The sequence below is a fragment of the Bordetella sputigena genome (assembly GCF_965137885.1).
GTDB lineage: Bacteria > Pseudomonadota > Gammaproteobacteria > Burkholderiales > Burkholderiaceae_B > Bordetella_C > Bordetella_C sputigena.
Map to the genome: position 1 here is coordinate 180,012 of NZ_CBCSCA010000010.1, position 22,777 is coordinate 202,788.

The following is a 22,777-nucleotide window of genomic DNA, read 5'->3' on the forward strand; positions in this document are numbered from 1 at the left end:
CAGAACGCCTTGCATAAGAACGGGGAAACCAAGATGCCGGTGCTGCTGGACATCCGCGGTGTACGCAAGCGCTTCGGCGGCCATGCCGCGCTGGACGACATCGATCTGCAGGTGCGGCAGGGTGAATTCATCGCCCTGCTGGGCCCCAGCGGCTGCGGCAAAACCACCTTGCTGCGCACGATCGCCGGCTTCCTGCCGCCCGACGCCGGCAGCATCCTGATCGAAGGGCAGGACATCAGCCGCCTGCCCGCGCACAAGCGGCCGCTGAATACCGTATTCCAGAACTACGCGCTGTTCCCGCACATGACCGTGCTGGACAACGTGTCCTACGGGCCGCGCCGCCGCGGCACGGGCAAGGCGGAGGCGGCGCAGCGCGCGCGGCAGGCGCTGGACATGGTGGGCCTGGCCGGCATGGACGCGCGCTACCCGCGCGAAATGTCCGGCGGCCAGCAGCAGCGCGTGGCGCTGGCGCGCGCCATCGTCAATGCACCCAGGCTGCTGCTGCTGGACGAACCGCTGTCGGCGCTGGACCTGAAGCTGCGGCGGCGCATGCAGCTGGAGTTGAAGCATCTGCAGGAGCAGCTGGGGATCTCCTTCGTGTTCGTCACGCACGATCAGGAGGAAGCCATGACCATGGCCGACCGTATCGTCGTGATGAATGCCGGCCGCATCGAGCAGATCGGCACAGGGCCGGAGATCTACCGCGCGCCGGCGACGAAGTTCGTCGCGGAATTCATCGGCGATGCCAATCTGCTGCCTTTCACCCGGGCCGCCAATGGCATCGCGCTGGAATCGCTGGCGCGCCTGGTGGCGCCCGTCCCGTCTGGAACGTCCATCCACGCCACCGGCCTGTCCGATGCAACGGACGCGGCGCTTGAGGACGAAGCGCAGCGGGCGGCCCGAGCTGGCGGCACGACGCGCACCGTGCCCGCGCGCGGCATGGCCGTCTTGCGGCCGGAGGATCTGCACATCGCCGACGGCGCCGACGCGCCGGCCGGGCACGTCGGGTTCAAGGCCACCGTCACCGACGTCATCCGCGTGGGCAGCCACACCGCCATCCTGGGCGACGCCGGCGGCCAGACGCTGCAAGCGCGCCGGCCTGGCGACTGCCCCGGCCTGGCGGCCGGCGGCGTCCACACCTGGAGCTTCGATCCGGCACGCATCCACTTGATCGCGGAGCAACCATGACGCGATCGCTGCGCACGCCCGCCGCCCTGCTCTGCGTTCCTTTGGCGCTGTTCGCGGCGTTCTTCGTCGCCCCGCTGTGCGTGGTCGCGCTGGCGAGCGTTTTCGACCCGGCGCGCGGCGGCTTCACGCCGGCGTACTACGTCAACGTGCTGGCCGATGCCTACCATTGGGACGTCATCGCCACCACCTTCCGCATCGGCGTGGGCAGTACGCTGGTCTGCCTGTTGCTCGGCTATCCGCTGGCCTGGTATCTGGTGCGCCTGGTGCGCTGGCGCCACTGGCGGCGCATCTGCGTGATCATCCTGGTGGTGCCCTTGTTCACCAGCAACATCGTGCGCTCCTTCGGCTGGATGGTCATGCTGGGCCGCAACGGCATCGTCAACGACGCCATGCAGGGCCTGGGCTTGATCGATCGTCCCATGCGCTTCCTGGGCACCGAGCTGGGCATCCTGATCGGCATGGTCTACATCCTGCTGCCCTTCGTCGTGCTGGCCGTCGGCAATACGCTGGCCCGTATCGATCCGGGCCTGGAGCAGGCGTCTGCCGACCTGGGCGCTTCACCCTGGCAAACCTTCGTGCACGTCACCCTGCCCCTGACGCTGCCCGGCGTCGCCGCCGGCGCCATCATGGCCTTCACCTTGGCGGTCAGCGCCTACGTCACGCCGGCCCTGCTGTCGGGCGGGCGCGTCACCGTGCTTTCGGTATTGATCTTCCAGCAGTACAGCAGCGTGTTCAACGTCCACCAGGGCGGCGCCCTGAGCGTGGTGCTGCTGGCGCTTTCGCTGGCGCTGGTGGCATTGGCCGGCCGCGTCGGCCAGCCCGCAAGGAGCTCGCGATGATCGCGCGGATCGGCATACGCCTGCTGTCCTGGATCCTGCTGGCCTACATGGTGCTGCCGCTGGCGGTGATCCTGGGGGCCTCGTTCACCGCGACGTCGTACCTGGCCTTCCCGCCGCAGGGCTGGACGCTGCAGTGGTACCGGCAATTCCTGGGCGACCCCAGCTATCTGTCGGCCTTCTTCACCAGCGCCATGCTGGCCTGCGCGGCGACCGCGGTGGCCATCGCACTGGCCGTCCCGTCCGCGCTCGCGGTGGCGCGCTATGACTTTCCCGGCAAGGGCGCGATATCCGCGCTGCTGATGTCGCCGCTGGTGCTGCCGCACGTGGTGCTGGGCGCCGCGCTGCTGCAGTTCGGTTCATCGATAGGCCTGACGCGCAGCTTCACCGCCCTGCTGGTCGGCCACACCGTCATCGTGCTGCCTTTCGTCATGCGCAGCGTGCTGGCGATGCTGACGCCCGAACAGCGCGCGCTGGAGGAAGCGTCGGCCGACCTGGGCGCCGGGCCGCTGCAGACCTTTTTCCTGGTGCTGCTGCCGCAGATACGGCCCGGGCTGGTGACGGGAGGAATCTTCGCGTTCATCTCCTCGTTCATCAATGTGGAGCTGTCGATTTTCAATACGACCGCGGATCTGAACACGATACCGGTCAAGCTCTTCAACTACGTGCAATACACCATCGATCCGACCATCGCCGCCGTATCCGGCGCGACCATCGTCGCCGCCTTCCTGGCCATCGTGATCCTGGACCTGACCGTGGGGCTGGACATGCTGTCCGAACCCCGCTGATACACGCGGGCCGACGGGCCCGCGACGTTTCACCTTTTCACTTACCCATCCCTTTCCTTGAAGCCGGGAGTATCAGTCATGCGCAAGCAAGACGTGTTCGATGTCATCTATACCCATACCGAAGGTGAACCGCTGTGCATCATCCATAGCGGCATCCCCTACCCCGCCGGATCCAGCATCCTGGAAAAGCGCGCCTTCCTGGAGGCCAACTACGACTGGCTGCGCAAGGCCTTGATGCGCGAGCCGCGCGGCCACCGCGATATGTTCGGCGTGTTCCTGACGCCGGCGTCGTCGCCGGACTACGACGCCGGCCTGATCTACATCGACGGCACCGAGTACTCGCACATGTGCGGCCACGGCACGATCGCCGTCGCCATGGCGATGGTGGCCCTGGGGCTGGTCAAGCGCAGCGAGGACGGCCTGACGCGCATCCGCTTCGAGACCACCGCCGGCCTGGTGGTGGCCGACGTGAAATCCGAAGGTGATGAAGTGCTGTGGACGCGCTTCGAGAACGTCCCGGCCTACGTCGCCGCCCAGGACCTGCCCGTGACCGTGCCCGGTTACGGCGAATTGAAAGCCGACATCGTATGGGGCGGCAATTACTTCGGCATCGTCGACCTGACCGGAAGCACGCTGCGTATTTCGCCGGACAACGGCAGCGAACTGTCGCGGCTCGGACTGGCGGTGCGCGACCAGCTGAATGCGAAACATCGCATCCAGCATCCCACGCAGCCCCACATCAACAACCTGAACTACATCACGTTCTGGCATCCGGCCACGATACCGGGCGCCTTCTACAAGAACGTGCACGTGTTCAGCCAGGGCCAGCTGGACCGCTCGCCCGGCGGCACCGGCACCAGCGCGATGATGGCGATGTTCGAAGCACGCGGGAAGATGGGCTTGAACCAGCCCATCCTGTCCGAAGGCCTGCTCGGCAGCGGCACCTTCGAAGGCTGCCTGCTCGGCACGGTCGACCTGAACGGCACGCGCGCCGTACGACCGACGGTCAAGGGCACGGCCAGCATACTGGGCACGGCCCGCTGGACGGTGGATCGAGATGATCCCGTGGGTGCCGGATTCCTGATCAGGTAAGCCGCCGACGGGCATGTCGGCCGGTTCTGGCGAAGACCGTGGCCGGCAGCGCGACGGCCCCTGAGCGCTACTCCACCTTCGCCCCGGACTTCTTCACCACCTCCGCCCAGCGCGGAATCTCGGTGGCCATCAGGTCGCGCAACTGCTCAGGCGAGCCGCCGACCAGCTCCATGCCCATGGTCTTGCCGAGCTTCTCCTGCACATCCGGCTCTTTCAAAATCGCGGCGATCTCCTTGGACAGGCGATCGACGATGGGCTTGGGCGTGCCCTTGGGGGCATAGACCGCCTGCCAGGACGACACGTCGAAGCCCGGCACGCCGGCTTCCTGCAGCGTAGGCACGTCCGGCGCCAGCGGGATGCGCTTGGCGGTGGTCACGGCCAGCAGTTGCAGCTTGCCCTGCTGGAGCAGCGGCAAGGCAGCGGTCATCTGGTCGAACATGAACGTCACGTTGCCCGAGGACACGTCCACCATCGCCGGCGGCGTGCCTTTGTACGGGATGTGCGTCAGCGGCACGCCTATCGTCTGCGCGAACAGCTCGCCCGTCAGGTGCGTGGACGTCCCGGCACCGGACGAGGCGAAGGTGCGCTTGGTGGGATCCTTCTTCAGCAGCGCGATCAGGTCGGCCACCGACTTCAGCTTCAGCTTCGGATCGACCAGCAGCACATTGGGCAAGGTCGCCACCAGCGACACCGGTTCGAAGTCCTTCACCGGGTCGTAGCTCAGGTTCTTGTACAGGCTCGGGTTGATGGCATGCGTGCTGATCGTGCCGCCGAACAGCGTGTAGCCGTCGGGCGGCGCCTTGGCCACATACGCCGCGCCGATCGCGCCCGCCGCGCCCGGCTTGTTCTCCACCACGACCGACTGGTGCAGCCGCTCGGACAGCTTCTGCGCGATCACGCGGCCGACCACGTCGGTCGAACCGCCCGGGGTGAAGGGCACCACGTAGGAAATCGGCTTCTGCTGCGGCCAGTCCGCGGCATGCGCGGGCACATTCAAAGTCGCCAGCAAGCCGGCGCCCACCAAGGCGGCCAGCGCCTTGCGTCGTTGCGATGTCATGGTTGTCTCCTGTCTATGGTTTTTGGTGATGGGTCGGCTTCAGCGTCCGCGCGCCTTGCGCCACTCGGCGAACGCGTCACGCGACGCCGGATCGGTGGGCGGGTACAGGCCCAGCGTGGAGGCGCCTTCGCGCACGCGCTCCGTGACGAAATCCTCGAATGCGGTCATTTCGGTGGCTTCCGCGGCGATTTCATCGGCCATGTGCGCGGGGATCACCACCACGCCTTCGCCGTCGCCCACCACGACGTCACCCGGAAACACCGCGACGTCGCCGCAGCCGATGGGCACGTTGATATCCAGCGCCTGGTGCAGCGTCAGGTTGGTGGGCGCGGACGGCCGCTGGTGATAGGCCGGGAAGCCCATCTTCGCGATCTCGGGCGAATCGCGGAAACCGCCGTCGGTCACCACGCCGGCCGCGCCGCGCTTCATCAGGCGGGTCACCAGAATGGAACCGGCGGATGCGGCACGCGCATCGTTGCGGCTATCGATGACCATCACCGCGCCTTCCGGGCAGGTTTCGACGGCCACGCGCTGCGGATGGGTGCGGTCCTCGAACACCTTGATGTGGTTCAGGTCCTCGCGCGCCGGGATGTAGCGCAGCGTAAAGGCGAAGCCCACCATATTCGGCAAATCGCCGTTCAGCGGATGCACGTTCTGGATGAACTGATTGCGCAGGCCGCGCTTGAACAGCGCCGTGCACAGCGTGGCGGTGCTGACCTGCTCCAGCCTGGCCTTGGTATCGGGGTTGAGTTGCGACACGAAGAACTCCTCAGAAAATATCGGGCTCGGAGACCGGGGCGCCGAACTCCGTCTCCAGGAAATCGAAATCGCAGCCGTCGTTGGCCTGCAGGATGTGCTTGGAATACATCCAGCCGTAGCCGCGTTCGTAGCGGCGCGGCGGCTGCTTCCAGGCGGCGCGGCGCGCGGCCATTTCCTCGTCGCTGATGTTCAGGTGGATGCTGCGCGCGGGCACGTCCACGGTGATCATGTCGCCGGTACGGACCAGCGCCAGCGGACCGCCGATATAGGCCTCGGGCGCGGCATGCAGGATGCAGGCGCCGTAGCTGGTGCCGCTCATGCGCGCATCCGACAGTCGCAGCATGTCGCGCACGCCCTGCTTCACCAGCTTGGTCGGGATAGGCAGCATGCCCCACTCCGGCATGCCGGGTCCGCCCTGCGGGCCGGCGTTACGCAGGATCAGGATGTGGTCGGCGGTGACGTCGAGGTTTTCGTCTTCCACCGCGGCCTTCATGCTGGGATAGTCGTCGAAGACCAGCGCGGGACCGGTATGCTGCAGATAGCGCGGCGCGCAGGCGCTGGGCTTGATGACGCAGCCGTCCGGCGCGATATTCCCGCGCAGCACCGCCAGCGCGCCTTCGTCGTAGATGGCGTTGTCCAGCGGACGGATCACGTCGTCGTTATAGACCTCGGCGCCCTCGATGTTTTCACCCAGCGTCCTGCCGTTGACCGTCATGGTCGACAGATCCAGATGCTGCTTCATCCGGTTCATCAACGCCGGCAGGCCGCCGGCGTAGTAGAAGTCTTCCATCAGATAGGTATCGCCGCTGGGCCGGATATTGGCGATGACCGGCACCTTGCGGCTGGCCGCATCGAAATCGTCCAGCCCCACCGCGCAGCCGGCGCGCCGCGACATGGCGACCAGGTGCACGATGGCATTGGTGGAACAGCCCATGGCCATCGCGACATTGATGGCGTTCTTGAAGGACGCCACCGTCAGGATCTTCCGCGGGGTCAGGTCTTCCCACACCATCTCGACCGCGCGGCGGCCGCAATCGGCGGCCATGCGCATGTGGTTGACGTCGGCCGCGGGTATCGACGACGCGCCCGGCAGCGTCATGCCTATCGCCTCGGCGATGGCGGTCATCGTGCTGGCCGTGCCCATGGTCATGCAGGTGCCGTAGCTGCGCGCGATGCCGCCTTCCACCTCGGTCCATTCGACCTTGCTGATGTTGCCGGCGCGGCGCTCGTCCCACAGCTTCCAGGCATCCGACCCGGAGCCCAGCACCTTGCCCTTCCAGTTACCGCGCAGCATCGGGCCGGCCGGAACGTAGACACAGGGCAGGCCCGCGCTGATCGCGCCCATGATCAGGCCCGGCGTGGTCTTGTCGCAACCGCCCATCAGCACCGCGCCATCGACCGGATGGCTGCGCAGCAGCTCTTCCGTTTCCATGGCCAGCATGTTGCGGTAGAGCATGGTGGTGGGCTTGACGAAGGATTCCGACACGGAGAGCGCCGGCAGCTCCACCGGGAACCCGCCTGCCTGCAGCACGCCGCGCTTGACGTCCGCCACGCGTTCGCGGAAATGCATATGGCAAGGCTGCAGGTCGGACCAGGTATTGATGATGGCGATGATGGGACGGCCTTCCCAGTCCTGCGGCCCGTAGCCCATCTGCATCATGCGGGAACGGTGGCCGAATGAGCGCAGGTCGTCCTTGGCCATCCAGCGCGCGCTGCGCAGGCTGTCGTAAGTACGTGTCATGGATTTCACTCGTATAAGGGTTATGGGGCCGAGTGTGGCTCTAGGTAGGTCCAACGCGGTGGGCCCAATGTCGGCCGCCCTGGCGGGCCGCGCAACATGGCTATCCGGTTCGGAGCATTGTCTCGAGCGCATTGAAACACTAATGTATTAGTATGTCAACGCAAGCCAGCCGCTACAATTCGGCGCTTACTGAAGAAACACCATGTCCCTGACGGAAACCCTATCGACCCTGCGCCTGGACCGCTCGCGTCATGCGGCGCCCCAGGTCTTCGAGAAACTGCGCGAACTGATCGTGTCGCTGGAACTCGCGCCCGGCACCGTCCTGCCCCGCCCCGAACTGGCCGAAGCCTTCGGCCTCAGCCAGACCCCCATACGCGACGCGCTGCTGCGGCTGAGCGAGGAAGGACTGGTGGACATCTTTCCCCAGCACACCACCGAGGTCAGCCGCATCGATATCGCGGCGGCCCGGCAGGCGCACTTTCTGCGCCGCTCGCTGGAGCTGGAGATCGTCCACGTACTGGCGCAGCGCGATGACCCGCTGCTGGCCGCCCGCCTGCAAAGCCACATCGACCTGCAGCGCGCCAGCCTGAAGGCCAATGAGTACGCCCGGTTCATCGCGGCTGACCAGGCCTTCCACCGCGAAATGCACGAGGCCGCGGGCGTCGCCCAGCTATGGGAACTGGAGCAGCGCTACAGCGGCCACGTCGACCGCCTGCGCCGCCTGCACCTGCCCGAAACCGGCAAGGCCCAACGCATCCTGCAAGACCACCAGCGCGTGCTGGACGCCATCATCGCCCGCGACGCCCCACGCGCGCAGCAGGCCCTGCGCGAACACCTGTCCGGCACGCTGAACCAGGTGGACGATATCTGCAAGCGGTATCCGGACTACGTCAGAACACCCTGATCCGGCGGCAACGTCTGTTACGCAGCCGCCTCGGCGGCCATGCGGCGCCGCATCAGCTCGTCGAGCGCGTCGAATATCTTCTGGATGTAGACGTTCTTGAAACGCAGTCCATCGTCTTCGACCTCGGGATGCACGAGCATGGTGGCGTTGGTTTCGAACACCAGGACGCGGCCGTCCGGCAGGAGCGTGAAATCGATGCCGCAATAGTCCAGGTCCATGCGGGCGCCGATGGCGCACAGGGCCGTCCAGGCTTGCGCGCCCAGGGCGGCCCGCGGATTCTCCAGAAAGCGGCGTTCTTCCTGCAGCTTCCAAGGCTCGGACAACATATCGGCCGAGAAATAATGCAGCAGCCATTGTTTGCCGATGGCCAGGTGGTACGGATATGGCTGCCTGTCGATGAAGATAACCCGGTACTTGCGGTAGTAGCCATCGGCGGACCGGTACTCGTGGTACGCGGTCAGGTAGATCTCGCCCGTCGGCGGGACCAAGGGCGGCTCGGAGGAAGATAGCGCCGCGGACGAATCATGCGAAGACGCCGGCGTCGCGGATGAGTCGTGCGAAGCCGCCTGCGGCGGCGTAGGCGCGTCTTCCGGCCCCGTCAGCAACACCACGCCTTTGCCGCCATGCTCGCCCGCCGGCCGCGTGATGACCGGGTAGCCGATGCCGGCCGCCGCGATCGCGGCATGCACGTCTCCGGCCGTCCGGTGGCCGCCATCCCAGCGGCACGTCGTCGGCACGTATATCCCTCGTATCCCGTCGAGCAGCCCTTTGATCCGTTCGCGCGTGGTCTCTGCGATGCGCTCCGGCCGATTCAGCATGGGCCTGGTCGCACGCTCGGCGAATTGCGCCAGCTCGGCGCGGCAGAAGGCCCCAAGATCGGCATCGCCGATCACATTGAAGGCGATGTCGTACGGCGGCAGCGCGCGGCTGCGTCCCCAGCCTATGCCCACGGCGCCCAGGTCGATTACCCAGTGGATGACGCGGTTCAAGGCGGGTGGCACCAGGTGGCGGAACGGCACGTTGGCGTATCCGCTCGAACATACGATAAGCACCGTGCGGCGGCGTCGGCCGCGCCGGGCTTCGGCGAAAGCCCGCTGCCCGCGGTACACGCGGCAGGCGTGCCGGCCGCTGCCGTGCCGCAAGCCCAGCTGCCGCAATACCCACGCCATGCAGATGTGCGCGACGTGCAGCCCGGGCTCAATCATCAAAGCCCGCTCCAGCCAGTGGCCGGCGGCATCCCACTGCTTGTGCCGGGCGTATACGCGGCCGATCTCGAACAGATCCACCGCGCGGCGCCGCTCGATGGCGTCGATGCCGATGCGCGCGGACGCCGCATCGGCGACCTGTCCGCCGGCATCCAGCGCGGCCACCAATGCGCGATAGACGTCCAGGTCCAGCGGCAGTTGCGCGGCCGCGCGCTGCAGCGCGTTGACGGCTTCGCCATATCGGCCGGCGCCGTGCATCGCACGTCCCAGCGCGAGCCATTGTTCACCCGCGAGCCGCGGTACAGCGCCTGGATTCGAAGAGGTCGACATGCCGGAAAGTGACGGGACGGATTCTGCAAGCCCCGATGACGGCAAGCGCCCCATCCCGCCATGCCGCGAAGCATGGCGGGGACGGCAAAGACGCGCGGCCTTCAGCGGATTCCGGCGCGGACTTTACCGGCGCGGCGCTGAAAACCGCCTGTATGCGGACTGCGCTTCAGATGAGTCGCAGCGCGTCCATATCCAGTATGCGGACTTCCTTGCCATGCAGCGCGATCAGACGGCGCTGCTGCAAACGCGAGAACATGCGGCTGACGGTTTCCAGCTTCATGCCCAGGTGGGATCCTATTTCTTCACGGCTCATGCGCAGTGTGAAGGCGACCGGCGAATAGCCGCGTTCGGCATAGCGGTCGGCCAGATCCACCAGGAAGGCGGCCACGCGCTCTTCCGCGCTGAGGTTGCCCATCAGCATCAGCAGGCGCGATTCGCGCACGATCTCGCGGCTGAGCATGCGCTCCATGCCGCGGCGCACGTCGCTGAACTCGTCGGCCAGCGCGTCGATTTCGTGGTACGGCAGCACGCAGACGACCATGTCTTCCAGCGCGATCGCTTCCGTCTCATGGCGCCCTGTTGCGATCGCGTCCATGCCCAGGAAGTCGCCGCCCAGATGGAAGCCGGTAATCTGCTGGCGGCCGTCGCGATACAAGCGCGTGGTCTTGCAGGTGCCGGCGCGCGATACGTAGAGGTTGCGCAACGTGTCGCCGGCGCGGTAGACCGCCTCGCCCGCGTTGACCTTGCGGGAGCAGAGCGGCAACGATACCCGACGTTCGCCGTCGCCGCGGCAGAGCTGGGCCGCCTGGCACAGCCGCCGGGCGCCGCAACCGTCACACGCCGGCCGGGTGGCGGGCGCGGCCTTGGGCGTGGTGTCGCGCCACGGCGCCGAGCCGATGGCGGCATCGAAATGTACGAGCATGTCGGTTTGTAGGCTGTCCATAGTAGCGGCTCCCGTGTGCAGATGCAGGCATTGTCCGGATTCGGGCGGGTGGCCTCTATCGGCATTTCGGGGATAGTTTTTGTAGGGGTTCCCCTACGGTGACGCGGCAGCCGGTGCGCGCGGTACGATAAGGCGCATGTCACGCCTGCCCCACCCCACTCCGGCGGAACCCGCGCGCCGTCGTTCCGACGGCAAGAGCCGCACCCTGCGGCCAGCCGACTTCGTCGCCCTGGCGCAACTGCGTTTCGCCTTGCGCCGGTTCATGGCGTTCAGCGAAAACGCGGCCGCCGGCTGCGGCCTGACGCCGCAGCAGCATCAGGCCCTGCTGGCCATCAAGGCCGCGCCCGACGAAACCATGACGGTTGGAGAAGTCGCCGATTGGCTATTGCTGCGGCCGCATAGCGCCGGCGAGCTGATCGACCGGCTGGAACGCATGAGGCTGGTGGAGCGCCACCCGGATGCGTCGGACAGGCGCAAAGTCCATATCGGGCTGACGCAGGCGGCGCAGGACAAGCTCGATGCCTTATCGTCCGCGCACTTCGAGGAATTGCGCGCCATCGGCCCGCTGCTGCGCAATCTGCTCGGACACTTCGATAAGGAAGGCGGAGACGCATAACGGCATGGCGCGCGGCCAGCCAATGCCCGGCATCGCCGCGGTGGGGCGGACGGCCGCGCTATCCCCGCAAAGCGCCTACGCCGCGCATGGATTCCTCCAGCTCGGCAGCCAGCGTCTCCACCAGCTCGCCCGCCGGCAGGGCCCGCGACAGGCGCACCGCCTGGCCCGCCCACTGGGCGGCGAAGTCGCTATTGCCGCGCGCCTTGGCGGCGGCGTTCAAGGCCTTGCCCGCGTCGTAGGCGATCGGATAATCCGGCACCGGCGGGCTTTCCGGTGCTTCTCCCAGGCGCATCAGCCGGTTGTACAGGCCGCGCGCGCGACGCCCCGATATGGCGGCGGTCATGGCGGTCACGGCCCGGGGATCGGCCAGCGCGGCGCGGAACGCCGCGTCGGCGGACGACTCCGGGCATGACACGAACGCGGTACCCAGCTGCGCGGCCTGCGCGCCCAGGGCCAGCACGGCGGCGATACCCGCGCCGTCCATGATGCCGCCGGCCGCCACCACCGGAACCTGCAATTGGCGTACGAGCAGCCGCGTCAAGGCCAGCGTGCCCAGGCGTTCATCGCGCGCCTCGGTATCGAATACGCCGCGATGGCCGCCGGCCTCATAGCCTTGGGCGACCACCGCGTCGACGCCGGCTTCCTGGATACGCAGGGCCTCTTCCACGCTGGTGGCGCTGGCCATCAGGTAGATGCCGGCATCGCGCAGCGCGCGTATGCGTCCGGCGTCCGGCAGGCCGAAATGGAAGCTGACCACGGCCGGCCGCTCCTGCAGGAAGACCTGCAGCATTTCATCGTCCTGCACGAAGCTCTTGTAGATCTCGCTTAACGACGCCGGCGGCTCGGCGCCGAATTCGCGGAACACCGGCGCCAGATAGGAAAGCCATGCCGCCTCGCCGGCGGCGTTGGCGACGGCGGGAGCATGGCAGAAGACGTTCACGCCGAAAGGCCGCTGCGTCAGCGCGCGCGTATCGGCGATCGCCTTGCGCGCGGCCGGCGCCGCCATGGCGCCCACGCCCAGGAATCCCAGGGCGCCGGCATTGGCGGACGCCGCCGCCAGCGCCGGCGTGGTGACGCCCGCCATGGGCGCCTGAATGATGGGCGTGGATATGCTCAGACGTTCGGTAAGCGGGGTACTGATACGGGCAGCCATGATGCGCTCCTTCGACGGGTTTGGCCGGATGCCGGCATCCGGCCGGCTCGATCGCGATAAGGAATGCGGCGCCGGAACTCAATCCGCCGCGCGCCGCATCTCCTCGTAAAAGGCCTTGTAGGCGGACGTACCGAACCCGGCACGGCGGATCAGGAAGCTATTGACCGAACGCAGATAGGTCGTCGACGCCGACGCCGCGGCGGGATGCATGTCCAGCACCGACTGCGGCACCGCCGCGACCGCCGTGCCGGCCATTACGCAGGCCAGGATGGAGGCGTACGACCCCTGCTCCAGGATGCCCCACCCGTCCAGGCTGTCGCCGTCCCGCGCCAGCCAGTCATCGATGCAATTGCGGTAGGTACACCCTTGGCCAAAGGCCGCGATGGTGCGCACGCGGATATCGCGCGCGCGCCGGATGCGCGGATGAGACGGCGGCGCCACCAGCAACAGGCGTTCCGAAAACAGATAGCTGCCTTCCAGTTCCGGGCCAAGGCGCGCCATATCGGCCTGCTGCGGACGGCCGGCCGCCGGGTGCGCCACGATGGCGCAATCCAGTCTGTGCGCGCCGACCGCATCCGCCAGCGCCTGCGTGGTGCCGGTCTTGATGTCGATACGCACCGCCGGCCACTTGCGGTTGAAGCTGGCCAGCACGCCGGGCAGCCGGCTGGCGGCGGCGGCTTCCATCGAACCCAGCCGCAAGGGGCCGCGCGGCGCCTCGTCGCGCACGGCCTGGCGCGCCTCGGCCGTCAGGGCCAGGATGCGGTCGGCATAGTCCAGCAGGCGTTGCCCCTCGGGCGTCAGGACCATGCGCCTGCCGCCGCGCCGGAACAGCGTCGCGCCCAGGTCTTCCTCCAGGTTCCTGACCCGTGTCGTCACGTTGGATTGCACCCGCCGCAGGCGCCTGGCTGCCTTGGTCACGCTTTGCTCCTGGGCTACCGCGCGGAAGATTTCCAGTTCGGCGATTTCCATCTGAATTCCTGATTCTTTATGCGGAATACTACTGCTATCTTCATTCTTTTTTTAAGATAGTTTCCGCGGCTGGGCCGGGCCCGGCGGCCTCGCCTACAATCGCGGTTCCGCCCCGCGCAAGGAAGATCCGTGATCGCGCTTTCCGACTACGACCAGGCCCTGCTCCAGGGCGAGCGCGGTCCCGCCGCCGCCCTGGCCATGCGAATACTGGTGCGCTCGGCGGCGGTGATGGGCGCGGACAGCCTGATCGACATCGACAGCGCGCATATCGACGGCTGCCTCTATCATGGCCAGGCCAGCCTGGACTTCGTCGAAAAGCTGGTGGAAGGCGGCGGCAAGGTCGTGGTGCCAACCACGCTGAACGTCGGCTCCATGGACCTGATCCATCCCGAGCTCTTCCGCGGCGACGATGCGTTGCGCAACGCGGGTACCCGGCTAATGCAGGCCCATATCGAGCTGGGCTGCGAGTCCAGTTTTACCTGTGCGCCCTACCAATTGAAGCACCGGCCGCGCCTGGGCCAGCAGATCGCCTGGGCCGAATCCAATGCCATCGTCTTCGCCAATTCCGTGCTGGGCGCGCGTACCAATCGCTATGGCGATTTCATGGACTTGTGCGCCGCGCTGACCGGCCGCGCGCCGCGCTGCGGCCTGCATCTGACGGAAAACCGCCACGCCGGCGTCGTCTTCGCGGTGGCCGGCGATTTTCCACGCGATCCGGCCAGCCGCGATATCTGGTACGCCGCGCTGGGCCTGCTCGTGGGGCAGCGCGCGGGCGGCGCCATTCCCGCCATCACGGGGCTGCCCGGCGACACGACGGAAGACGAACTCAAGGCCCTGGGCGCGGCGGCGGCCTCCAGCGGCGCCATCGCGCTCTTCCATGCGGTCGGCATCACACCGGAAGCGCCCACGCTCGAAGCGGCCCTGGGCGGCCGCCCGTCCGGTACGTCCGTCACCGTCGATCGCGCCGCGCTGGGCGCCGTACGCGCGACGCTGAACCAGGCGGCCCCCGGTGCCCCGCTGGCCGCGGTCAGCGTCGGCACGCCGCATTTTTCCCTGGCCGAATGCGCCGCGCTGGAACGGCTGCTGGATCCGTCGTCGCCGCGGGGTACGCAGCGCTTCGCCGTGGACTTCTACGTGAATACCAGCCGCTACATCCTGTGGGAGCTGGAAGCCTCCGGCCGGGCCGACCGGCTGCGCGCGGCGGGGGTGCAGTTCGTCACCGACACCTGTACCTACATCACGCCCATCATGCGGCAGACACGCGGCCTGGTCATGACGAATTCCGGCAAATGGGCGCACTACGCGCCCGCCAATATCGGCGTACAGGTAGCCTACGGCAGCCTGCGCGAATGCGTGCGATCGGCGCTGGCCGGCAAGGTATGTTTCGATGAAGCATGATCCCGTCCAACCCATCGCGCCGGGCCCGCGGCCCTATGCCGGCGTCACGGTCGTACCGGGCAGCGCTCATGGCGGCCTGCTGGTGCTGCGGGAGCCGCTCAGCTTCTGGGGCGGCTACGACGCCCAGGCAGGCCGGATCATCGAACCGCGCCATCCGCAGTTCGGCGCGGCGCTGAAGGGCAGCTGCCTGCTGATGGCGCGCGCCAAGGGCTCGAGCTCCAGCAGCAGCGTACTGGCGGAAGCCATACGCAACGGCACCGGGCCCGCCGCCATCGTCATGCGCGAACGCGACCTGATCGTGGCGCTGGGCTGCATCGTGGCATCCGAGCTATATGGCATCGACGTGCCCATCGCGGTGGTCGACGAAGCCACGTGGCAGGCTTTGGCGGCGCTGCCCGCCGGCACGCCGCTGAGGCTGGAAGCAGGCGCCGACCTGTGCAGGATAGGCGCTGGAGAGGCCTGCGCCGAGGCGCCTGCCCAGACACCGCCCCAGACACCGCCCCAGCCACCGCCCCAGCCACCTACTGGAACGCCGTTTCCATGAAGCTGCGCAGCTTGCGCGAGTGCAGGCGCTCCGGCGGCATTTCGCGCAGGCGTTCGAGCGCGCGGATGCCGATTTCCAGATGCTGGCCCACTTGCCGCCGATAGAAGGCCGTGGCCATGCCGGGCAGCTTCAATTCGCCATGCAGCGGCTTGTCGGACACGCATAGCAAGGTGCCGTAGGGGACCCGGAAGCGAAAGCCATTGGCGGCGATGGTGGCCGATTCCATGTCCAGGGCGATGGCGCGCGATTGGGCGAAGCGCTGCACCGGCTCGGTATGGTCGCGCAGTTCCCAGTTGCGGTTGTCGATGGTCGCGACCGTACCGGTGCGCATGATGCGCTTCAGCTCCCAGCCCGACAGGCCGGCGACTTCCTCCACCGCCTGTTCCAGGGCCACCTGCACTTCGGCCAGGGGCGGCACCGGCACCCAGGTGGGCAGGTCGGCGTCCAGCACGTGGTCGTCGCGTACATATCCGTGCGCCAGCACGTAGTCTCCCAAGCGCTGGGACGTGCGCAGGCCGGCGCAATGTCCCAGCATCAGCCAGGCATGCGGCCGCAGCACGGCGATATGGTCGGTGATGGTCTTGGCGTTGGACGGCCCGACGCCGATATTCACAAGCGTGATGCCGGAGTGATCGGCGCGGGTCAGATGGTAGGCCGGCATCTGCGGCAGGCGGCCGGCGACGGCATCCGTGGAGATGGGTTCGCCACGGCGCATGACGCGGTTGCCGGGCTCGATCAGCGCGTCGTAATCGCCTTCGCCGGCGGCCAGCATGGCGCGGGCGCGGGCGCAGAATTCATCGACGTAGAACTGATAGTTGGTGAACAGCACATAGTTCTGGAAATGCCCGGGCGCCGTCGCCGTGTAATGCTGCAAGCGATGCAGGGAGTAATCCACCCGTGGCGCGGTGAATGGTCCCAGCGGGCGCGGCTCGTTTTCGCGCCCGTACCAGGTGCCATTGACGATGGCGTCATCGGTGATGGCCAGGTCCGGCACGTCGAAGATATCGCGCAGCGGGCGCTTCAGGGCTTCCAGGTGTTCGCCTTCGACGTAGGCGCCGTCGGGAAAGGCGAAATGCAGCGGGATGGGCACGTTGGACTCGCCCACCTCCACAGGCACCTTGTGGTTCTGCAACAGGTGACCGATCTGCTCGGTCAGGTAGTCCTTGAAAAGCCCCGGCTGGGTAATCGTGGTCTGGTAGACGCCGGGCTCGGCCACGTGGCCGTACGAAAGCCGGGTATCCACCTGGTCGTAGGTGTGAACCGCGATGCGCACGCTGGGATAGCACGCGCGCACCCGCACGCCTTGCAGATCGTCGCCTTGGGTGACCCGCTGAAGACCCGCGCGCAGGTATGCGGTGTTGCGCTCGTAGATTTCGATCAGGCGCTCGACCGCCGCCGAGGCGCTGTCGAAGGCCTCGTACGGCATGAAATCGGGCCTTACGGTTGGGGACACTGCATCACCGCTACTCATGAATGAAGCTCCTGTACAGCTCGCGCGGCTCAGGGACCGGGGGCGGCGAGCTCGCCGCCCCGCCGATGCCGCGCCGCGGGTGTCGACCGCGGGTGTCGACCGCGGGTGTCGGCCACGGGTGTCAATTCGCCAGCGTATGCGTGCCGTCCTTATGCCACTCGTAAACCTTGAAGGCGAAGTTGTTCAAGTCGCCCTGCGAGTTCCACGACACCTTGCCGATCGGCGTATCGATACTGTTTTTATGCAGCCAGGCCGCGACCTTGGAGGGATCGGTGGAGCCCGAGCCCTTGATGCCGTCGACGATGGCCATGGTCGCCGTATAGGCCGTCAGCTGGAACGCGCCGGCCGCGTTGCGCTGCTTGTCCTTGAAGGCCTTGACCAGATCGGCGTTCTTGGGATCCTGCGAGAAGTCGGCCGGCAGCGTCAGCAGCATGCCTTCCACCGCCGGGCCGGCAATCGCGTTGATGTCCGGATTACCGGCGCCTTCCGGTCCCATGCAGCGGGCTTTCAGCCCCTGTTCCGCGGCCTGCCGCATCAGCAGGCCCATTTCGGGGTGATAGCCGCCGTAGTAGACGAAGTCGACGTTCTCGCTCTTCAGCTTGGTGATGATGGCGGAATAGTCGCTGTCGCCGGCATTGATGCCTTCGAAAACGGCGACCGGGACGCCGGCCTTCTCCAGCTGGTTCTTGACCGAGGTGGCGATGCCCTGGCCATACGACTGCTTGTCGTGCAGCACGGCGACCTTCTTGGGCTTGAGCTTGTCGACGATATAGGCGGCCGCCGCCGGGCCTTGCTGGTCGTCGCGGCCGATGGTGCGGAAGATGAAGTTGTACTTCTTGCCATCGGTCAGCGCGGGCGCGGTGGCCGACGGCGTGATCATGACCACGCCTTCCTGTTCGTAGATCGGCGCCGCCGCGATGCTGGCGCCGGAACAGACGGGGCCCACCACGAAGCCGATGTGCTCGTTCACCACCCGGTTGGCCGCCGTCGGTCCTTGCTTGGGCTCGCAGCCGTCGTCGACCACCACGACTTCCAGCTTCCTGCCGTTGACGCCGCCCGCGGCATTGACCTGCTCAACGGCGGTGCTGATGCCTTCGCGGACCATATCGCCATATTGTGTGACGGGTCCGGTGGTCGGGCCCACCGCGGCGATCTTCAGCGTCTGGGCCTGTGCCGGAATGGCGGCCATCCCGGCCGCGAGTGCGAGCGCGGCCACGGCCGCCAAGCGAAGGGGTGTTTGATGGTGTTTTTTCATCGTCATCTCCTGTTGCGCTCCATGCCAAATGGCGGACTTGTGGTCCTCCACGGGTTCTCCAGGGCGATTTCGCCAGCCGCCGGAAGGGTCCAAAGGATACCGTAAAGCGAGGCCGGATCCCGGCCCTCCGGGTGCTTGCCGCAAATATCGGTCAGCTCCCTTTAAACGAAGTAATGCACGGTTTCAATGCCTCCGTTATATAACGGAAGTCATATAACCAAACAGAAATTAAGTTGTTTGTGCAATGAAGGCGGGGCGGCATTATCGTCTTATGCGATTTCAACCGATCATTGTCCCGGGCTGGAAAAACTCCGGCTCCGATCACTGGCAGACGCTGTGGCAAGACAGCCTGCCCCACGCCGTGCGGGTGGCCCAGCGCGACTGGGAAACCCCGGACCCGCGGGACTGGATCGCCGCGGTGGCCGCGTGTGTGGAAGCCGCGCCCTGGCCGGCGCTGCTGATCGCCCACAGCCTGGGCTGTGTCGCCACGGCCGCCCTGCCGCCCGCGCTGCACGGCCGCGTTGCGGGCGCGCTGCTGGTGGCCCCCGCCGATATCGAACGCGAGGGCGCCGCGCCCTGCCTGGCGGCCTTCGCTCCCATCACCCTGCGTTCGCTGGGCTTCCAGAGCGTGGTGGTCGCCAGCGACGACGATCCCTATTGCACCCTGCCTCGCGCCCGCGAATTCGCGCGGCACTGGGGCAGCCGGCTGGTGGTGCTGTCCGGCGCCGGCCATATCAATGCCGCGGCCGGCTACGGCCCCTGGCCCGATGGCCTGAAGATATTGCGCGCGCTGCGCCGCCGTTCGGCCTGGCGGGTACCGGCGCCGGCGCGCCGCATACCCCCCATGGCGCGACCGCGCCCGTAAAACGACGGGCCGTCGCTTCAGGCTCGCCCTACAAGGCTTGTCGGCAAATCGCCGCCGTGCCTGCCGTGCTGCTTATGGCTAGGGGCCGATGGCGCGCCTAGACTTGCTGCGCGATTTGCAAGCATCACGATCACGCATCATGCCCCCCATCACCGGAGCCGTCCCGGCTCCCCTCTCGCTAGTCACCTCCCCCCTTTCCATCCAGCCCACCCGCCGTCCGCACGGATTGGCGTTCAAGGCGGTCCAGGGACTGTCCAAACGAATACAGGCCTGGCATTCGGGCACCCCCGCGCGCGCGCCGTATACGCTGGTGCGCGGCGAACACGAAGCGCGCATGAACAAGGCGGCGCGCTGCCGCCAGCGGCTGGCCGCGACGACGCAACGCCTGTATGCGGATGCGCGCCATCCGCCGGCCGCGGGCGATCTGGCGAAACTGCAACGCGACGAAGCCAAGCTGCGCAGGCAGACGCGTGTCCATGATTCGCTGCGCGATGTACTGCTCGACCGGACGGTACGCGCCTGCCTGCCCGACGCCGGCCCGCGGCAGGCCGGGCAGCGCTGCGAGAAGCTGATCAAGCTGCGGCAAAGTGCCTTGGGCGATCACCGGCAGACCGGCGCCGCGCCGGGCGCCGTTCGCGGCGCGCTGGAATCCGCCACCGCGCTGCAGGCGACAGCCCAGCCGATGAGGGCGCTATGCGCCCCATACCGCGAGGATGGCGGTCGCATGCCCCTGACGGCTCCTTTCGTCCGGAACCTGGCCGGCCTGCTGGATGGCATGAAAATGCTGCGCGGCCAGGACCGCGACGCGGCTGACTTCCTGTATCCGGCGATGAAACTGGTCTATGAGGAAAGCAGCAGGGCCGGCCCCGGCGCGGGCGACGCGATGCTGCGCAACCTGCTGCAGGATTTGCAGGCGCGAGGCGACAGTCCGCACGGGCTGCGCGCCGATCTGCGAGCGGACAAAAGCTGGTTCGATGTCTGGCCGGCAAGCGGTGCCCCCGACTCGCATGGCCGTCATGGCGACGCCGCCCGGCAGGGATTGACCGCCGACATCGACAAGCTGCTGGATGGCATGGCGGGGGCCGCCGGCAAGGTGTTGCGTGAACAATTGCGCGCCCAGGTGCCCGCATGGGCTCACGAAGTCCAGGCGGGCCTGTTCAAGGAAGCCGCGATACTGCACGCCAGCGTGCAGCGCTGGCATGAACGCGGCCTGGCACAGGGCAGCAAGGATGCCCTGCTCCAGGCGCGGCCCGCCGATGCCGTACGGATGGTGCTGGAGCACGCCGTCAACGAAGCCCTGGGCACCACGGCCGTGCCGCCCTGTAACGTGACCCCATTGCTGCGCGGCCTGCGGCCGCAGTTGAAGCAGATCACGGACCGTATCCAGGAGGCGCTGGACCGGCACCGGGTTGCCGGACATGCATCCGAGGCGGACATCGACGCGTTGCGCCAGTCGCTGATGCTCGATGTGCTGGAAGAAACGGGCATCCTTGGCGAAACCCATCGGCTGCGGGCGGACGCCGCGGACCCGCGCGCGGATGGAAGCGCGGACAGGCGCGCCGAGGGTTCGGCCAGAAGGCCGCTGGCCGCCGCGGCATCCCGTGGCGCGCGCCTGTCGTCACGGACCTACCAGGCCCGGGCCGCGCGGCGTGCCGACGTATTCGCGAAACATGTGAGGAACGCCGAGAAGAATGCGCAGCGCGCGGTCATAAAGTTGCTGGACGCCAGCACGCGCCCGGACGGCAAGCCGTTATCCGCGCACAAGCTGGAAGCGCTCAGGGAAGCCTATGCCGCGCTGGCCGCCTTGCACGCGGAGGCGGCTCCCGGCCTATGGCGCCGCCTGATCGACCGCGAGACCATGCGTCTGAAGGACCGCCAGCTGCGAACACTGAACAGCGGCGCCTTGCACGCCCATATACGCGGAACCGGGGAGCTGACGGCCAGCGTGGCGGACAGCGCCGCGCGCGCTGAAAGCGACAAGCTGCTGGGCGACATCTGGACGTCGATACGCGCCGCATCGGCCAGGCGCAATGCCGGCCCCTTCCTGAAGACATGGTGCGCGTCCCTGGCGGCGCCCGGCGGCATGGCCGCCGGTACCACGCTGTATCTTCAGCTCAATGGGCTGCAAGATCGTATCGGCATGCTGGCCGACGACAAAGTAGATCCCGCGACGCTGCTGAACGCGGGGCTGGAAGAGGTCGGCGATACGGAATTGGGCGCCCTGATCCAGGCGCTGGCCGTGACGCCGCCAGCGCCGGACGGTTCATGGAGGCCGTCGCTCGGCCAGCGAATGACCCGATATCTGCGCGGCAGCTTCCGCCGCGCCGCCGCGGATTCCGCCCTGCCCGCGCGTCAGGAAGCTCGCATGCATGCTTTCCTGATCCAGTTGAACGACGCGGCGCGAGCGCAGGCGGAAAAGCGCATGGATGCGCTGCGCGACTCGCTGATACCGGACTTCGGCGCCCGGCTGTTCGAGCACGCGGGCGCGCTGGAAACCTTGCTGGACAAGCCGGAAATGCTCGCCGTCAACGGGTCGCTGCCCCAAACGCTGGAGCAATTGATCCGCGACGCGGCGATACTGGGACGCCTCAACCATGAACATGGCGGGCAGGCGGCAGCCGGCCGGATGGGAACGAGGTTCCTGCGTACGCCGAACGGCTATGACGTCGTGCGGGACCTGATCGACGGCCTGTGCCGCGATATATCCGCGCTGCATGCGCGGCTCGATGCCGGGATGAAGGTGCTGGGCATCGCGCGATTCCAGTCCGGCGCCATCACGGACGCATGGCGCGATACCGCGGTGGGCCATATCCTCGAGCAAACCGGGATATGGGATGAGCTGAATGCTTTTGCGCGCCGCTTGCCGCGCGATGGGGGCAGACAGATGGATACGCCGCGGTTGTGGGCGGCGGACGGCGACGCCACGCTGAAACGAGGCGGCGTGCGCGCGAGCGCCAGGTCGACGCAGTCGGTCGCCGCGGACGGCTATGCCAAAGTGAAAGGACTGTTCAGCCGACGCCGCGCCGCGCCGGCGGCGGAGACCGGCACGGACGCCGCCACACCGTCCGGCGAGCCGATCTACGCCAGTATCCGCAAGTCTTCGACGGAGCCGGGATACGCCGGCAGCCGCCGGCATTCCACGGAGACGATCTATGCCGTGCCAAGCGATGTCAGCGATATCAACGATGGCAGCGACCACGTTTCCGACAGCGCGGCCAGCGTACATAGCGGGGACAGCGGCTACGACACGATGGAACGGCCGGTCGGCATGCGGACCGGCGACGCGCCGCCCGGCGCCCGCGGCCGCGTCAGCACCGCCCTGTCCGACGACAGCGGTTTCAACGACAACCGCGGTTCGCAGCTGGAGCTGGACGGGCATCTGTACGAAGTCCTCCACGCGCCGCGGACACCTGTGCGGCCCGCCCCGCCGCCCCCGCGGCGCGCCACGGACACGGTGACGAAGCTGCGCGCGGGCATGAGCGGGACCACGAGCACGGTCAGGGACACAACCACGCCAACGGCAACGAGTACGGGTACGCTCAAGAGCATGAGCACTTTCAAGCAGCCAGACACGGCGCCCACGGTGGACGCCGGATTGCTCGCCGCCCTGAAAAGCACATTGGCGCGGAACAGCGCCAGCCGCTGGAACCGCGCCTAGCCGCG

19 protein-coding genes are annotated in these 22,777 nt (G+C 67.4%); 10 read left to right on the forward strand and 9 right to left on the reverse strand.

All coding sequences use genetic code 11. The annotated features are described in order from the left end of the window. Positions 1-9: 9 nt before the first annotated feature. The 4 genes from ACNA0R_RS19660 to ACNA0R_RS19675 all read left to right on the forward strand — a co-directional run bounded on the left by ACNA0R_RS19660 (position 10) and on the right by ACNA0R_RS19675 (position 3,904). The gene (locus ACNA0R_RS19660) at positions 10-1,188 is read left to right on the forward strand and encodes an ABC transporter ATP-binding protein (RefSeq protein WP_462935918.1); all 1,179 of its coding nucleotides are present in this window, start codon (positions 10-12) and stop codon (positions 1,186-1,188) included. Continuing rightward, a complete protein-coding gene (locus ACNA0R_RS19665) occupies positions 1,185-2,027 on the forward strand; it encodes an ABC transporter permease (protein WP_415827737.1) in 843 nt (280 codons plus the stop codon). The genes ACNA0R_RS19660 and ACNA0R_RS19665 overlap by 4 nt, the downstream gene beginning before the upstream one ends. Continuing rightward, positions 2,024-2,812: an ABC transporter permease gene (locus tag ACNA0R_RS19670; protein WP_415827738.1), complete on the forward strand. Its 789-nt coding sequence runs from the start codon at positions 2,024-2,026 to the stop codon at positions 2,810-2,812. The genes ACNA0R_RS19665 and ACNA0R_RS19670 overlap by 4 nt, the downstream gene beginning before the upstream one ends. A 78-nt stretch (positions 2,813-2,890) precedes the next feature. Then, a complete protein-coding gene (locus tag ACNA0R_RS19675; protein WP_415827739.1) occupies positions 2,891-3,904 on the forward strand; it encodes a proline racemase family protein in 1,014 nt (337 codons plus the stop codon). Between the two features lie 67 nt (positions 3,905-3,971). Here ACNA0R_RS19675 and ACNA0R_RS19680 read toward each other — a convergent pair whose 3' ends face one another. From ACNA0R_RS19680 to araD, 3 genes are read right to left on the reverse strand one after another with little or no spacing between them, the layout of a single operon-like run. Beyond that, positions 3,972-4,961 carry a Bug family tripartite tricarboxylate transporter substrate binding protein gene (locus tag ACNA0R_RS19680; protein ID WP_415827740.1) on the reverse strand — a complete coding sequence of 330 codons (990 nt, stop codon included), beginning with the start codon at positions 4,959-4,961 and terminating at the stop codon, positions 3,972-3,974. 39 nt (positions 4,962-5,000) lie between these two features. Then, complete coding sequence (locus ACNA0R_RS19685) at positions 5,001-5,720, reverse strand: ribonuclease activity regulator RraA (protein WP_415827741.1); 720 nt, start codon at positions 5,718-5,720, stop codon at positions 5,001-5,003. Between the two features lie 10 nt (positions 5,721-5,730). Beyond that, positions 5,731-7,461, reverse strand: coding sequence for an L-arabinonate dehydratase (araD, locus tag ACNA0R_RS19690; RefSeq protein WP_415827742.1), 1,731 nt, complete (start codon positions 7,459-7,461; stop codon positions 5,731-5,733). Positions 7,462-7,663: 202 nt separating this feature from the next. Between araD and ACNA0R_RS19695 the strand changes: the two genes are divergently transcribed. Continuing rightward, complete coding sequence (locus ACNA0R_RS19695; RefSeq protein ID WP_415827743.1) at positions 7,664-8,365, forward strand: GntR family transcriptional regulator; 702 nt, start codon at positions 7,664-7,666, stop codon at positions 8,363-8,365. A 17-nt stretch (positions 8,366-8,382) separates the two neighbouring features. Here the strand turns inward: ACNA0R_RS19695 and ACNA0R_RS19700 are convergent, their stop codons facing one another. Further along, entirely contained in the window at positions 8,383-9,900 is a 1,518-nt protein-coding gene (locus ACNA0R_RS19700) for a hypothetical protein (RefSeq protein WP_415827744.1), read from the reverse strand. Between the two features lie 166 nt (positions 9,901-10,066). Continuing rightward, entirely contained in the window at positions 10,067-10,843 is a 777-nt protein-coding gene (locus ACNA0R_RS19705) for a helix-turn-helix domain-containing protein (protein WP_415827745.1), read from the reverse strand. Between the two features lie 136 nt (positions 10,844-10,979). Here ACNA0R_RS19705 and ACNA0R_RS19710 point away from each other — a divergent pair, with 136 nt between their 5' ends. Then, positions 10,980-11,459: a MarR family winged helix-turn-helix transcriptional regulator gene (locus ACNA0R_RS19710; RefSeq protein WP_415827746.1), complete on the forward strand. Its 480-nt coding sequence runs from the start codon at positions 10,980-10,982 to the stop codon at positions 11,457-11,459. A 58-nt stretch (positions 11,460-11,517) separates the two neighbouring features. On the opposite strand, the gene ACNA0R_RS19715 is transcribed toward ACNA0R_RS19710, so the two are convergent. Together ACNA0R_RS19715 and ACNA0R_RS19720 are read right to left on the reverse strand one after the other, a co-directional pair. Continuing rightward, on the reverse strand, positions 11,518-12,642 hold the full coding sequence (locus ACNA0R_RS19715) for an NAD(P)H-dependent flavin oxidoreductase (protein ID WP_415827784.1): 1,125 nt from the start codon (positions 12,640-12,642) through the stop codon (positions 11,518-11,520). A 48-nt stretch (positions 12,643-12,690) separates the two neighbouring features. After that, on the reverse strand, positions 12,691-13,581 hold the full coding sequence (locus tag ACNA0R_RS19720; RefSeq protein WP_415827747.1) for a LysR family transcriptional regulator: 891 nt from the start codon (positions 13,579-13,581) through the stop codon (positions 12,691-12,693). Between the two features lie 129 nt (positions 13,582-13,710). Here ACNA0R_RS19720 and ACNA0R_RS19725 point away from each other — a divergent pair, with 129 nt between their 5' ends. Both ACNA0R_RS19725 and ACNA0R_RS19730 read left to right on the forward strand, forming a co-directional pair. Further along, on the forward strand, positions 13,711-14,979 hold the full coding sequence (locus ACNA0R_RS19725; protein ID WP_415827748.1) for an aconitase X: 1,269 nt from the start codon (positions 13,711-13,713) through the stop codon (positions 14,977-14,979). Beyond that, a complete protein-coding gene (locus ACNA0R_RS19730; RefSeq protein WP_415827749.1) occupies positions 14,969-15,523 on the forward strand; it encodes an aconitase X swivel domain-containing protein in 555 nt (184 codons plus the stop codon). Before ACNA0R_RS19725 ends, ACNA0R_RS19730 begins: the two co-directional genes overlap by 11 nt. Here ACNA0R_RS19730 and ACNA0R_RS19735 read toward each other — a convergent pair. After that, positions 15,501-16,949 carry an AMP nucleosidase gene (locus ACNA0R_RS19735; RefSeq protein ID WP_415827785.1) on the reverse strand — a complete coding sequence of 483 codons (1,449 nt, stop codon included), beginning with the start codon at positions 16,947-16,949 and terminating at the stop codon, positions 15,501-15,503. The two genes, ACNA0R_RS19730 and ACNA0R_RS19735, sit on opposite strands and share 23 nt — an antisense overlap. 166 nt (positions 16,950-17,115) lie before the next feature. Next, positions 17,116-18,249 (reverse strand): branched-chain amino acid ABC transporter substrate-binding protein, encoded by a 1,134-nt coding sequence (locus ACNA0R_RS19740; RefSeq protein ID WP_415827750.1) that lies wholly within the window; start codon positions 18,247-18,249, stop codon positions 17,116-17,118. A gap of 271 nt (positions 18,250-18,520) precedes the next feature. Between ACNA0R_RS19740 and ACNA0R_RS19745 the strand changes: the two genes are divergently transcribed. Both ACNA0R_RS19745 and ACNA0R_RS19750 read left to right on the forward strand, forming a co-directional pair. Then, positions 18,521-19,114 (forward strand): RBBP9/YdeN family alpha/beta hydrolase, encoded by a 594-nt coding sequence (locus ACNA0R_RS19745; protein ID WP_415827751.1) that lies wholly within the window; start codon positions 18,521-18,523, stop codon positions 19,112-19,114. Between the two features lie 139 nt (positions 19,115-19,253). Further along, the gene (locus ACNA0R_RS19750) at positions 19,254-22,772 is read left to right on the forward strand and encodes a hypothetical protein (protein ID WP_415827752.1); all 3,519 of its coding nucleotides are present in this window, start codon (positions 19,254-19,256) and stop codon (positions 22,770-22,772) included. Positions 22,773-22,777: the final 5 nt, after the last annotated feature.